10 protein-coding genes and 1 pseudogene are annotated in these 13,760 nt (G+C 69.1%); 1 reads left to right on the top strand and 10 read right to left on the bottom strand.

The features are described 5' to 3' along the window. Positions 1-353 precede the first annotated feature (353 nt). Together AB0D27_RS43070 and AB0D27_RS43065 are read right to left on the bottom strand one after the other, a co-directional pair. Positions 354-1,181: a TIGR03936 family radical SAM-associated protein gene (locus tag AB0D27_RS43070; RefSeq protein ID WP_362520502.1), complete on the bottom strand. Its 828-nt coding sequence runs from the start codon at positions 1,179-1,181 to the stop codon at positions 354-356. Positions 1,182-1,229: 48 nt separating this feature from the next. Further along, positions 1,230-2,447, bottom strand: coding sequence for a hypothetical protein (locus AB0D27_RS43065; RefSeq protein WP_362520500.1), 1,218 nt, complete (start codon positions 2,445-2,447; stop codon positions 1,230-1,232). A 151-nt stretch (positions 2,448-2,598) separates the two neighbouring features. Here AB0D27_RS43065 and AB0D27_RS43060 point away from each other — a divergent pair. Next, positions 2,599-2,742, top strand: a pseudogene (locus AB0D27_RS43060) (arsenite S-adenosylmethyltransferase); the annotation flags it as partial. Between the two features lie 42 nt (positions 2,743-2,784). Here AB0D27_RS43060 and AB0D27_RS43055 read toward each other — a convergent pair. The 8 genes from AB0D27_RS43055 to ndk all read right to left on the bottom strand — a co-directional run bounded on the left by AB0D27_RS43055 (position 2,785) and on the right by ndk (position 13,580). Continuing rightward, positions 2,785-4,743 carry a TIGR03960 family B12-binding radical SAM protein gene (locus tag AB0D27_RS43055; protein ID WP_362520498.1) on the bottom strand — a complete coding sequence of 653 codons (1,959 nt, stop codon included), beginning with the start codon at positions 4,741-4,743 and terminating at the stop codon, positions 2,785-2,787. 70 nt (positions 4,744-4,813) lie between these two features. Continuing rightward, a complete protein-coding gene (locus AB0D27_RS43050) occupies positions 4,814-6,334 on the bottom strand; it encodes a CYTH and CHAD domain-containing protein (RefSeq protein ID WP_362520495.1) in 1,521 nt (506 codons plus the stop codon). Between the two features lie 95 nt (positions 6,335-6,429). Then, positions 6,430-7,629 carry a rod shape-determining protein RodA gene (gene rodA / locus AB0D27_RS43045; RefSeq protein WP_362520492.1) on the bottom strand — a complete coding sequence of 400 codons (1,200 nt, stop codon included), beginning with the start codon at positions 7,627-7,629 and terminating at the stop codon, positions 6,430-6,432. 70 nt (positions 7,630-7,699) lie between these two features. After that, positions 7,700-9,955, bottom strand: a complete 2,256-nt coding sequence (mrdA, locus tag AB0D27_RS43040) for a penicillin-binding protein 2 (RefSeq protein ID WP_362520489.1) — start codon at positions 9,953-9,955, stop codon at positions 7,700-7,702. Between the two features lie 86 nt (positions 9,956-10,041). Continuing rightward, a complete protein-coding gene (gene mreD / locus AB0D27_RS43035) occupies positions 10,042-10,713 on the bottom strand; it encodes a rod shape-determining protein MreD (RefSeq protein ID WP_362520486.1) in 672 nt (223 codons plus the stop codon). A 15-nt stretch (positions 10,714-10,728) separates the two neighbouring features. Next, positions 10,729-11,667, bottom strand: a complete 939-nt coding sequence (mreC, locus tag AB0D27_RS43030; RefSeq protein ID WP_362520483.1) for a rod shape-determining protein MreC — start codon at positions 11,665-11,667, stop codon at positions 10,729-10,731. A 162-nt stretch (positions 11,668-11,829) separates the two neighbouring features. Continuing rightward, on the bottom strand, positions 11,830-12,849 hold the full coding sequence (locus tag AB0D27_RS43025) for a rod shape-determining protein (protein WP_103551380.1): 1,020 nt from the start codon (positions 12,847-12,849) through the stop codon (positions 11,830-11,832). Positions 12,850-13,166: 317 nt separating this feature from the next. Further along, positions 13,167-13,580, bottom strand: coding sequence for a nucleoside-diphosphate kinase (gene ndk / locus AB0D27_RS43020; protein ID WP_121403076.1), 414 nt, complete (start codon positions 13,578-13,580; stop codon positions 13,167-13,169). Between the last annotated feature and the right edge of the window lie 180 nt (positions 13,581-13,760).

Below are 13,760 nucleotides of genomic sequence, written 5' to 3'. Positions count from 1 at the left end.
GGCGCGACGCCGCACGGCGGCGGCGCCGCGGCGGCAGGGTGTCGCTGGGTGTGTTGTTGGTTTCGGAACCCTCAGTGGGTTCGATCGGCTCGAGCATGCGGGTGGATCTCCCGTCAGGCTCCCGGGCGCCGCGCCTGGTCCGGCAGTGCCGGTGACGTCCGCGGCTCGCGCGATGCGCGGTGCCGCCGTCCGGGGCGCGGGCGCCGCACGGGAGCTCTCTGTGTCCTGTCTCGCCGGTTCCGTACGCCATGTGTGCGTACGGCCTGGCGAAAGTCTTCTGGTCTGTGCGCTGCCCGACCCAGGTGGCTCCCGGATACGAGGGCGGCGTTACGGCATCCGTCCTTACGCGGGACCTACGCCGGCGCCTTCGCGGCGGCGGAAGCGGCGGCCGGTTGTGGGGCGGCTGCTTCTGCCTCGCGGTCGGGCGCGAGCGGGTCGGTCACCGTGCCGGTCTCTTCATCGAACAGCCCCTGCGCCAGCCTGGTCACCGCTGCGGCGACCGGCGGCGCCAGGTCGGCCACGGCGCGAAGACCGGACAGGACGTCGTCGGGTCGTACGGCAGGCGTCACGTGCCGAACAACCAGCCGCAGTATCGCACAGGGCTGGTCGGTCGGCCCAGCAAGGGGCGCGACGTCAGCCGCTCCCTCTGCCGGGCCGACGCTTGCAGCGGGCTGTGGACAGTTGGTCTCATGGCTTGCTTCAAGGCTTGTCACAGCACTGCGTGCGTCGAAGGTCCGCATGCCGTTCTTGGTCTTGCGCTGGACCTCGACGGTCTCCGCCGCTTTGAAGGCGTCGACCGCGCGCTTCGCGTCCTCGGGCGCCACGCCGTCGAGGCGCAGCTCCCACACGGACGCGGTGAGCCGGTCGGCGAGACCCGAGGTGCGGGCCTCGACCGCCTCGATGATGTCGAGCCCGGCGGGCAGCGACTCGTCGAGGAGCTCGCGCAGCTTCTCAGGGTCACGCGCCGCGGTGAGCGCGATCTCCAGGTACTCCGCCTCACTGCCCGTGCCGGTGGGTGCGGCATTGGCGTACGACACCTTCGGATGCGGCGTGAACCCCGCCGAGTACGCCATCGGCACCTCGGCGCGGCGCAGCGCACGCTCGAAGGCGCGCTGGAAGTCACGGTGGCTGGTGAACCGGAGGCGGCCGCGCTTGGTGTAGCGCAGTCGGATGCGCTGCACCGCGGGTGCGGGCGGCGGGCCTTCGGGCTGTCGCTTGCCCAGTGTCGTTCAGTCCTTCGTGAGTGCGGTCGTACTGCTACCTAGAGTACGTGTCTCACCGGCCGCTGGTTCCCGCCGGGCCACCGGCGGGGGCTCGCGGGGCGTCCCGAACAGCATCCGCCGGAAGTCGGCGCGGGCCTGCCGGGCGGAGTCGCGGGCGGCGGCCAGGGCCTGCCGCGTCACCCGTCCGACGCTGCGCGCGGCCTCGGCGGCGGGCCGCAGCACCAGGTCACGCACCACGTGTCCGACGGGCGTCAGCAGGGTCCGGTAGACCCAGCGCACCGGCTCCACGAAGATCCACCGGAAGAGTCGTCCGAGAAAGCGGCCGACGGCGAGTGAGATGTGCCCGGCGACGCGCCAGGCGTGCCCGAGGGCCTCGCCGATCTCCCTGCCGATGACGGCGAGCACGCGTCCGACCGGCACGAGCACCCATCGCCACACGGCGAGCGCGGGCAGCACCAGCAGGATCCGCAGCGTCCAGTAGATCGCCGCTCCGATCCCGGTGAAGATCATCCGTACGAGCCATCCGAGACCTCGCGCCAGCCAGGCGATCCCCTTGCCGACGGGCGCGAGGACCCACTCGTACAGCCACTGGGCCGGTACGACGATCAGGTACCGCACCAGCCAGGCGACGGCGGTGTACACCCCGAGCCCGACTGCCGCGAGCACCAGCCCCACGCCCTTCAACAGCCAGGCGATCGCGTGCCCGAGCGGCGTGAGCAGGCGGGCGTACACCCAGGCGAGCGCGGCCGCGATGCCGCCCAAGACCCACGCGAGCGCGGCACCGATGCCGCCGAAGACCCACGCGAGCGCGGCACCGATGATGCCGAACGCCCATGCGAGCGCGGCGCCGATCCCCCGCGCCGCCCAGGCGATCGCGTGGCCGACGGGCGTCAGCACCGTGCGGTACAGCCACACCGCGGGCACCACGAGCAGCACCTGCCCGAGCCATGCCAGCGCCCTGCCGGCCGGCACGACGGCATACCGCCACAGCGTCACCCACGGCCAGACGAACACCGCCCACGCCAGCCAGGCGAGCGCCCGCCCCAGCGGCCGCAGCACGGTGTCCCGAAGGAACCGTCCGCCCACGACCAGCGCGTCCCACGTCATCCGCACCGGCACGAACAGGACGAGCACCACGATCCGCACGGGGATGCGGATCGCGACGGCGAGGCACCCCTCGGCCTGTGCCATGGGCCGCTCAGCAGACGGCTTTTCCAGTTCCATACCCGGGTAGACGCCTCAGCGGGCCGTCTGGATCCAATAGCGCAGCTTTCCGCGCCGCTCATCCTCGAACTCCCCGCCGCCCGCCTAGATCACCTTGCGAGAGCCGGTGTTGGCGGTGTCACACGTAACGAGCACGCGCTCGAGGCCGAGGGCACGGGCGTACTCCTTCACCGAGTACCGCGAGGGCCTCGAAGCGGCGGGCTTCACCAACATCGAGCTCATCCCCACCCACACCGTTGCGTACCGCGCTCGTGGAGGGGTGCGCAGCCTTTCCGTTACGGCCCAACGCCGGTGAGGCCCCTCCGAAGGAATGGGAGGGGCCTCACTGGTGTCGGGGCTAGTGGCTGTGCCCACTCGCCGCCGGCTGCTTCACCGTCAGCGGGAGCAGCTTCTTGCCTGTCGGGCCGACCTGGATCTCGGTCTGCATGGCGGGGCACACGCCGCAGTCGAAGCACGGAGTCCAGCGGCAGTCCTCGACCTCGGTCTCGTCGAGGGAGTCCTGCCAGTCCTCCCAGAGCCAGTCCTTGTCGAGACCCGAGTCGAGGTGGTCCCAGGGGAGGACCTCCTCGTACGTGCGCTCGCGGGTGGTGTACCAGTCGACGTCCACGCCGAAGGCGGGGAGGGTCTTGTCGGCGCAGCTCATCCAGCGGTCGTACGAGAAGTGCTCGCGCCAGCCATCGAAGCGGCCGCCGTCCTCGTAGACGGCGCGGATGACGGAACCGATACGGCGGTCACCGCGGGAGAGCAGGCCCTCGACGATGCCGGGCTTGCCGTCGTGGTAGCGGAAGCCGATCGAGCGGCCGTACTTCTTGTCGCCGCGGATCTTGTCGCGGAGCTTGGCGAGACGGGCATCCGTCTCCTCGGCGCTCAGCTGCGGCGCCCACTGGAAGGGGGTGTGGGGCTTGGGGACGAAGCCGCCGATCGACACCGTGCAGCGGATGTCGTTCTGGCCGGAGGCCTTGCGGCCCTCGGCGATCACGTTCATCGCCATGTCGGCGATCTGCAGGACGTCCTCGTCGGTCTCGGTGGGCAGGCCGCACATGAAGTACAGCTTCACCTGGCGCCAGCCGTTGCCGTACGCCGTGGAGACGGTCCGGATCAGGTCCTCTTCCGAGACCATCTTGTTGATGACCTTGCGCATGCGCTCGCTGCCGCCCTCGGGGGCGAAGGTCAGTCCCGAGCGGCGGCCGTTGCGCGTCAGCTCGTTCGCCAGGTCGACGTTGAAGGCATCCACGCGGGTCGAGGGCAGCGAGAGGCCGATCTTGTCCTCCTCGTACCGGTCCGCCAGGCCCTTGGCGATGTCGCCGATCTCCGAGTGGTCGGCGGAGGACAGCGAGAGAAGGCCCACCTCCTCGAAGCCCGTCGCCTTCAGGCCCTTCTCCACCATGTCGCCGATGCCGGTGATGGAGCGCTCACGCACCGGGCGGGTGATCATGCCCGCCTGGCAGAAGCGGCAGCCGCGCGTGCAGCCGCGGAAGATCTCCACCGACATGCGCTCATGGACCGTCTCCGCGAGGGGGACGAGGGGCTGCTTGGGGTAGGGCCACTCGTCGAGGTCCATGACCGTGTGCTTGGAGACCCGCCACGGGACGCCCGACTTGTTCGGGACGACGCGGGCGATACGGCCGTCGGAGAGGTACTCGACGTCGTAGAACGCCGGGATGTACACCGAGCCCGTCTTCGCGAGGCGGAAGAGGACCTCCTCGCGGCCGCCCGGCCGGCCCTCCGCCTTCCAGGCACGGATGATCTCGGTCATGTCGAGCACGGCCTGCTCGCCGTCGCCGATGATCGCCGCGTCGATGAAGTCGGCGATCGGCTCCGGGTTGAAGGCCGCGTGGCCGCCGGCCAGCACGATCGGGTCGTCGAGCGTACGGTCCTTGGACTCCAGCGGGATCCCGGCCAGATCCAGGGCCGTCAGCATGTTCGTGTAGCCCAGCTCCGTGGAGAAGGACAGGCCGAAGACGTCGAAGGCCTTCACCGGGCGGTGGCTGTCGACCGTGAACTGCGGGACCTGGTGCTCGCGCATCAGCTCCTCCAGGTCCGGCCACACGCTGTACGTGCGCTCGGCGAGCACGCCCTGGCGCTCGTTCAGTACCTCGTAGAGGATCATGACGCCCTGGTTGGGCAGCCCTACCTCGTATGCGTCCGGGTACATCAGCGCCCAGCGGACGTCACAGGCGTCCCAGGGCTTGACCGTGGAGTTGAGCTCTCCGCCGACGTACTGGATCGGCTTCTGCACATGCGGGAGCAGAGCTTCGAGCTGCGGGAAGACCGACACAGCGGATTCGGCAGGCATCTCGCGAACCTTCGTGAGCTGACAGGGTTGACCATCTAGGCTAACGCGCCCGGGAGGACCCGCTTACCCGTCAGACCGCCGCCGCGTCCTCGATCGCCTCCCAGGCCGCGGGCAACACCGCCTCGGCAGCCGCCGCCTGCTGCTCCTCCCGCCCGTAGAGCACCCCGTACGTGAACGAACTCTCCCCCGCCGCGTACGCCTCGGCGGCGAGTTCCAGCAGGGCCCCGCGGGTCATCACGCTGTCCTGGTGATCGCCGAGCAGGGCCTGCAGGTACTTCATCGACTTGGCCAGGTCGGTGGCGGGCCTGCCCAGGGCCGGAATGGCGACCTCGGCCGCGTACCGGGTGCGCTTGGCCTTCTTGCGGGCCTCGTGCAGGACGGGGTCGCGGTCGGTGCCGGACGGTATGGCGAGGGCCTGTCCGACCAGGTCGGCGACCTTCTTGAAGTCCTGCCGGACGGCCTTCGCGATCACCTGCGACGGGTCGCCCGCCGCCGCCTTGAGCAGCGGCGGGTCGGCGACGACCGCGTCGAGCGCGGCCAGCAGGTCCAGGTACCGCGTTCCGTCCAGTACGGCGATCAAGCGGCGCCGCGAGCCCCCGCGGCGGCCCTGCGACCAGGTGTCGAGACGGGTGCGGACGGGGCCCGAGACCAGCGTGCCCGGCAGATCGTCGAGCGCCCGGGTGAGCCGCTCGGTGAGGACCTCCTGGTCCCGGTCGACGCCGAGCTCGCCGGCCAGCCACTTCAGTTCCTCGCCGATCGGGTCGGTGAGAGCGCGGTCGAGGACCTTGGCGTACGAGCGCAGCGCGCTGCGCATCCGGCGGGTGGCGACGCGCATGCTGTGCACGGAGTCGTGGACGTCGCGGCGGACGGCCGGGTCCAGTTCGACGATCGCGTCGCGCTGGGCACGGAGATAGGCGAGAACGTGGTCGCCGGCCGTGACCGGGTCCCGGCCGACCGGGCCGGCCGCGGGCTTCTCGCGATCGCCGGTCTCCCCCAGCGCCTTCGCCAGCTTGGAGGACGAGGAGGAGCGGTTCAGGCCCGCCTTGCGGAGCTTCTTCTCGACCTTGTCGAGGAACGCGGGGTCACCGTCGTCCGCCAACTCCACCTCGATCTCGGTCCACTCGGCGGTGCCCGCGCCGCCGCTGAGCCGCTCGGCGCGGACGCGGTCGAGGCTGACCTCGGCGAGGAGCGTGCCGGCGGCGTCGACGAGGTGGCGGATGTCGCGGGCGGACAACAGGCGTACGAGGGGGACGAGTTCGGTGTCGCGGACGCGGGAGCGTACGAGGCCGGTGAGTGCGTGGGGGACGGTGTCGGAGAGGGGGGCGCGGATCTCGTCGCGTACGCCGTCGGAGACGGGGAGTTTGAGGTGCCAGCCCGCGTCGTCGCCGCCGGTGCGGCGGCGCAGGGTGAGCGAGGCGGCGGCGAGCCGCTGGTCGGGCGTGTCGTAGTAGGTGGCGTCGAGTTCCGCTACACCCTTGTCGATGACGTTCGCTACGCCGGGGACGCCGCTGAGGTCCGGCAGCGCCGCGTCGTCGTCGTCGGTTGCGGGGCCCTCGTACTTCCGCTCGATCTCGCGCTTCGTGTCCACCATGACCTGAATCTAGTGGCAGCGGGGGCGGGGCGGGAGTGGGCGACCGGCCCCGCTGAGAGCGGATTTCGCCCCTCTCGGCGGCCCCGGCCGGACGCCTACGCCGACATCGGGCGCTGCACCCTGATCGACTGCAGCAACCCCACCGCCACCCACACCGCGAACATCGACGAGCCTCCGTAGGACACGAACGGCAGGGGAAGTCCCGCGACCGGCATGATGCCGAGGGTCATGCCGATGTTCTCGAAGGACTGGAAGGCGAACCAGGCGATGATGCCGGCGGCGACGATCGTGCCGTACAGCTCGGTCGTCTCGCGGGCGATCCGGCAGGCGCGCCACAGCACGACGCCCAGGAGGAAGAGGATCAGCCCGGCACCCACGAAGCCGAGTTCCTCGCCCGCCACCGTGAAGACGAAGTCGGTCTGCTGCTCGGGGACGAACTGGCCCGTGGTCTGGGAACCGTGGCCCAGGCCCGTGCCGAAGAGCCCGCCCGAACCGATGGCGATACGCGCCTGGTTGGTGTTGTAGCCGACGCCCGCCGGGTCGAGGCTGGGGTTGGCGAAGGCGGCGAAGCGGTTGATCTGGTACTCGTCGAGGATGTGCAGTTGCCAGACGGCGATCGCGCCGAGGGCGCCGGTGCCGAGCAGCCCGAACACCCAGCGGTTGGACGCGCCGGAGGCGAGCAGCACGCCGAGGATGATGATGACCATGACCATGACCGAGCCGAGGTCGGGCATCAGCATCACGATCATGATCGGGACGGCGGCGAGGCCGAGCGCCTGCAGGACCGTGCGGTGGTCGGGGTAGGGCTTGTCGCCCGCGTCGACCCGGGCCGCCAGCAGCATCGCCATGCCCAGAATGATCGTGATCTTCACGAACTCGGAGGGCTGGAGCGAGAAGCCGCCGCCCAGCACGATCCACGCGTGGGCGCCGTTGACCGTGGCGCCCAGCGGGGTGAGCACCATGAGGATCAGGAAGACCGAGAGGCCATAGAGGATCGGCACGGCCGTGCGCAGGGTGCGGTGACCGAGCCAGACCGTGCCGATCATCAGAGCGAATCCGATGCCGGTGTTCATGAGGTGCCGGACGAGGAAGTAGTACGGGTCGCCCTGATTGATCTCGGTGCGGTTGCGGGTCGCCGAGTAGACCAGGGCCGAGCCGATCAGCGAGAGCGCGATGGCCGACAGGAGTATCGGCCAGTCGAGACGCCTGGCCAGTGAGTCGCGGGCGAACAGTCGTGTCCAGCCCGCGCGCTCGGGCCCGTACCCGGAGACGGAGAAGTTGTTCGCTCCGGTCATGTCAGGATCCTCAGCACCTTGATCGCTCCGGTCGTCATGTCAGGATCCTCGACACCTTCGTCACCCGTCGTCATGTCAGGATCCTCCGCCTCTTCTTCGGGCGGGCCGTGCGCCTTCGGGTGTTGCGGTTGCTCGCGGTGGGCGAGGGTGTGGTGCCCGCGGGGAGCTGCTGGTCCGTGTTCCCGGAGTTGTCGGTCTCGCTGGCCTGCAGGTCCTTGACCGGGTCCTTGGAGATCGCCGGGGCGTCGATCGAGCCGTCCGTCTGGATCTTCGGCAGGCTCTTCTCGGGGGTGGGCAGCAGGGCCTTCTTCTTGTCGATGGAGCCGTCGGCCTGCACGCCGTACAGCGCGTTGTAGATGTTGCGCACGGCCTCACCGGAGGCGCCGGAACCCGTACCGGCCTGAGCGATCGTCATGACGATCGTGTAGTCCTTGGAGTACGTGGCCAGCCACGACGTCGTCTGCTTGCCGTAGACCTCGGCGGTACCGGTCTTGGCGTGCAGCGGGATCTTGTCCTGCGGCCAGCCGCCGAACTTCCAGGCGGCGGTACCGCGCGTGACGACGCCCTCGAGGGCCGCGTCCATGCCCTTGATCGTGGCCTGGCTGATCGGCAGCTTGCCGCGGGTCTGGGGCTTGATCTCCTTCACCGTCTTGCCGTCGGCGCTGACGATCGCCTTGCCGATGGTCGGCGTGTGCACGGTGCCGCCGTTGGCGATCGCCCCGTAGATCATGGCCTCCTGGATCGGCGTGACGAGGGTGTCGCCCTGGCCGATGGAGTAGTTGATCTCGTCACCCTCACGCATCTTGTTGCCCTCGAGGCAGTTCTCGAAGGCGATCTTCTCGACGTAGGTGCCGTTCTTCTTGCCGGTCTTGCACCAGGCGTCCTTGTTGGCCTTCCAGTAGTTCAGCTTCCACTGGCGGTCGGGGACGCGGCCGGTGACCTCGTTGGGCAGGTCGACGCCGGTCTCCTTGCCGAGGCCGAACTGGTGGGCGGTCTTGAAGAAGTAGTCCTTGGGCTGGTTCTTCTTCGGGTTGATGCCGCCGTCCTTCTTCCACTCCCGGTCCGCGAGTCCGTAGAAGACGGTGTCGCAGGAGACCTCGAGGGCCCGGCCGAGGGGGATGGGGCCGAAGCTCTCCCCCTCGAAGTTCTTGAAGACCTGGCCACCGACCGAGTACGAACTCGTGCACGGGTAGCTGCCGTTGAAGTCGTAGCCGGCCTGGACCGCGGCGGCCGTGGAGACCACCTTGAACGTCGAACCGGGCGCGGACTGACCCTGTATGGCCCGGTTGAGCAGCGGGTAGTCGGAGTCCTTGCCGGTGAGCCGCTTGTAGTCCTTGGCGGAGATGCCACCGACCCAGGCGTTCGGGTCGTAGGTCGGGGCGGACGCCATGGAGACGATCCGGCCGGTCTTGGCCTCCATGACGACGACGGCGCCCGAGTCGGCCTTGTAGTTCTCGCCGGTGATCTTGTCGTTCTGCTGGCGGGCGGCCTTCATCGCCTCGTCCAGCTCGTATTCGGCGACGCGCTGAACGCGGGAGTCGATGCTGGTGACGAGGTTGGATCCGGGCTCGGCGGCGTCGGACTTGGCCTTGCCGATGACGCGGCCGAGGTTGTCGACCTCGTAGCGGGTGACGCCGGCCTTGCCGCGCAGCTCCTTGTCGTACTGGCGCTCGAGCCCGTTGCGGCCGACCTGGTCGGAGCGCAGATAGGGCGACTGGGTGTCCTTGGCCTTGGTGATCTCGGCGTCGGTGACGGGCGAGAGGTAGCCGAGCACCTGGGCGGTGTTGGCCTTGCCGGGGGCGGCGTAGCGGCGTACGGCCTCGGGCTCGGCGGTGATGCCGGGGAAGTCCTCGGAGCGCTCGCGGATCTGCAGGGCCTGCCGGGGGGTGGCCTCGTCGGTGATGGGGATCGGCTGGTAGGGCGAGCCGTTCCAGCAGGGCTGCGGCGTCTTGGCGTCGCAGAGGCGGACCTTCTGGATGACGTCCGCGGGCTTCATGCCGAGGACTCCGGCGAGCTTGGTGAGGGCCGCCTTGCCGTCGTCCTTCATCTTCAGCAGGTCGGTACGCGAGGCGGAGACCACGAGCCGGGTCTCGTTGTCGGCGATGGGCACACCGCGCGCGTCCAGGATCGAGCCGCGTACGGCGGGCTGCACGACCTGCTGGACGTGGTTGCCGGACGCTTCCTTGGCGTACTCGTCGCCGTTGCGGATCTGGAGATACCAGAGACGTCCGCCCAGGGTGCCGAGGAGGGAGAGTACGAGAATCTGGATGACGACGAGCCGAATCTGGACCCGTGGGGTCCGCCCGGTCTCGGGGATATTGGTCACTGCTGCTGCCTCCCCCTCTCAGTGCATGTACGAGTCATACGAGTACACGGCCAACCTGTGTACGCGGATCTCCGACTGGCCCGCTCTCACAGCCGCTTGACCCCCTTGATACGACCGGCGCGGGCGACCCGCGCCCTGGCGGCCTTCACCCTGAGGCCGCCGCGCTGGCTGCCGATGCGCAGGCCGGTGCCGGACGACAGCCAGCCCGCGGAGACGTCGGCCGCCTTGGCCGAGCTGTTGGTCTCGGCGAGCGGGTCGTTGTCGGCGCGCCGGGCCAGGGCCATCAGCGCCGGGACGACGAACGGCGCGAGCAGCAGGTCGTACAGGGCTGCCGTGAACAGCAGGCTGCCGAGGCCCACATGGCGGGCGGCGGTGTCACCGACGAGGGCGCCGACACCGGCGTACAGCAGGGTGGAGCCGATCGCGGCGGCGACGACCACGGCCATCGGACCGGTCGCGGACTTGAGCTGGCCGTTCTCCGGCTTCGCCAGGCCCGCGAGGTAGCCGATGACGCACAGCACGAGGGCGTAGCGTCCGGCGGCGTGGTCGGCGGGCGGGACGAGGTCGGCGAGCAGGCCCGCGCCGAAGCCGATGAGGGCGCCGCCGACATGGCCGTAGACCATGGCGAGAGCCAGCACGGTGAGGAGCACCAGGTCCGGGACGGCGCCCGGGAGATGGAGCCGGGCAAGGACACTCACCTGGACGACCAGGGCGACGACCACCAGGGTGGCGGAGAGCAGCATCCGGTTGAAACGCATGGGATTCGGCTCCTCTTACTGCTGCTGGCCGTCGACGGGCGCGGACTCCGAGGGGGTGACCGTCACGGTCACCGTCGGTGTGGGCGTCGGTTTTGGTTTCGCCGGCAGCACGGTGTCGCGGGGATCGTTCTTGGGTGCCTCGACGACGACGCCGACGATGTCGAGCTTCGTGAAGGAGACGAACGGCCTGACGTAGACGGTGCGGGTGAGGCCGCCGCCGGAGGGGTCGACGCGGGAGACGACACCGACGGGGACACCGGGCACGAACGGCTTGTCGGCCTGCGAGCCGAAGGTGACAAGGCGGTCACCTTTGTTGGTCTTGGCCTTGCCGTTGAGGAGCTCGACGCGCAGCGGGCGGTCGCCCTGTCCGGAGGCGAAGCCGAGTTCGTCGGTCGACTCCATCCGCGTACCGACCGTGAAGTCGGGGTCGTTGGCGAGCAGCACGGTGGCGGTGTCCGGGCCGACGGTGGTGACCCGGCCGACCAGGCCGTCGCCGTTCAGGACGGTCATGTCGCGGGTGATGCCGTCGTGGGCGCCGACGTCGATGGTCACCGTCCAGGAGAAGCCCTGGGCCGCTCCTATGGCGATGACCTGGGCACCCTTGATCCCGTACTGGCCCTCGCCCGCCACCTTGATCATCTTGTCGAGCTGCTTCAGACGGCTGCGGTTGCGGTCGTCGCTGCCGAGCTTCGCCTTCAACGCGGCGTTGTCGTGCTCCAGTTGGGCGATACGGTCGTGCCGGTCACCGGAGTCGCGGACCGCCGCGACCGCGTTGCCGACAGGGTTGACCGCGGACGACACCCCGTTCTCGATCGGGCCGAAGACCGTCGCGGCGGCCAGGCGGGCACCGTCGACCGGTGAATCCTGTCCCCCGCGGATGTCCACCGTGATCAGTGCGAACGCGATGGCGGTCAGCAGCACCAGGAGCAGCCGGCTCTCTCGTGTGTCCCTCACGTGCGGCGGCCGTGCCTTCCTCGTCGGAATTCATGTATGGCTCACCCAGGTAAGCCCCGGAGGGCGAGAACCCAGGGGTGTTATAGGGGAGCTTATGCCTCAATATCAACGATCCGCCGTACGAGAAGGGATCATCTCGTACGGCGGAATCGAAGCGTTACCTCATCTGCGCGGCTGGGCGTCCAGAACCTGCTGGAGCGCCTCGAACTCCTCGACGCACTTGCCCGATCCGAGCGCCACGCTGTCCAGCGGGTCCTCGGCGATGTGGATCGGCATACCGGTCTCGCGGCGCAGTCGCTCATCGAGGCCGCGCAACAGGGCGCCGCCGCCGGTCAGAACGATTCCGCGGTCCATCACATCGCCCGACAACTCCGGCGGACACTTGTCGAGGGTCGTCTTCACTGCGTCGACGATCGCGTTGACCGGCTCCTCGATCGCCTTGCGGACTTCGGCCGCCGAGATGACGACCGTCTTGGGCAGACCGGAGACGAGGTCCCGGCCGCGGATTTCGGTGTGCTCGTCAGTGTCGAGGTCGTACGCCGAACCGATCGTGATCTTGATCTGTTCGGCAGTCCGCTCACCAAGGAGGAGGCTGTACTCCTTCTTGATGTGCTGGATGATCGCGTTGTCCAGCTCGTCGCCCGCGACGCGGATGGACTGGGCGGTGACGATGCCGCCGAGCGAGATGACCGCGACCTCCGTGGTGCCGCCGCCGATGTCCACCACCATGTTGCCCGTGGCCTCGTGGACCGGCAGGCCGGCGCCGATGGCCGCGGCCATGGGCTCCTCGATGATGTGCACCTGGCGGGCGCCGGCCTGGGACGACGCCTCGATCACGGCACGGCGCTCGACGCCGGTGATGCCGGAGGGCACACAGACGACGACCCGCGGACGAGCCAGATACCGCCGCTTGTGGATCTTCAGGATGAAGTAGCGGAGCATCCGCTCGGTGATCTCGAAGTCGGCGATCACGCCGTCCTTCAGCGGACGCACGGCAACGATGTTGCCGGGCGTGCGCCCGATCATCTTCTTCGCTTCCGCGCCGACCGCGAGGATGCCACCGGTGTTGGTGTTGATCGCGACGACGGACGGCTCGTTGAGTACGATCCCGCGACCCCTGACGTACACCAGCGTGTTGGCGGTCCCGAGGTCGACAGCCATGTCACGGCCGATGAACGACATTGAGTTCCCCATCAGGATTCGTCTGGCCTTCCCCAAGTGGAGCTTTGACGGCTTTTTAGGAACGGCGAAGTGGGTGCAGTGACGTGAAGGCTTCCATCGTAGACGCGCCTTCCCGAACACTGCGCGAGGGTCTTCGCCATTGTCAGCAGATGATGGACCGCCTCGCTTGTGGAGACGGGCCATCGGGGGCACTCGTTCCCCCGATCGGCACGCATATGCCACGGGACGGCCGGAATTACCACGGCCGTCCCAGGTCAGGCACCCAAGTGGCGCTGACGCACCCTCAGAAAAATTCTCAAAAACTACCGTCCGTACGCTCAGACACGGCCCGGAAAGAAGATCTTCAGCTCACGCTCGGCGGACTCCTCGGAGTCGGAGGCGTGGATCAGGTTCTCGCGGACGATCACCCCGAAGTCGCCGCGAATGGAGCCGGGCGCGGCGGCGATCGGGTCGGTCGGTCCAGCAAGTGCGCGCACGCCCTCGATGACCCGCTCACCCTCGACGACGAGCGCGACGACCGGGCCCGAGGCCATGAAGGCGACGAGCGGCTCGTAGAACGGCTTGCCCTTGTGCTCGCCGTAGTGCTGCTCCAGCGTGTCCTGGTCCAGCGTCCGCAGCTCCAGCGCGGTGATCTGCCAGCCCGCCTTGCGCTCGATACGGCTGATGATCTCGCCTGTCAGACCGCGACGAACGGCGTCGGGCTTGAGCAGGACGAGGGTGCGCTGGCTCACGGGTTGGCTCCTTCAGGTCACAAGTGTGCGGTTCAACGAGGTTACAGGCCGTGGCTGAGAAGGGTTTTAGCCCGTCCGGCGTTTGAGGACGAGCGCGAAGCGCGATACGGGGGGCCTGGGGGGCGGAGCCCCCTAGATAGGGGACGGGTAGGGGCGGAAGGGGCGAAAACACCCCCGGCG

The organism is Streptomyces sp. NPDC048415 (assembly GCF_040651675.1).
In the GTDB taxonomy this organism is placed as follows: Bacteria; Actinomycetota; Actinomycetes; order Streptomycetales; family Streptomycetaceae; genus Streptomyces.
Note: the sequence above shows the minus strand (reverse complement) of the source record. Positions and strands in the feature narration are given on the sequence as shown.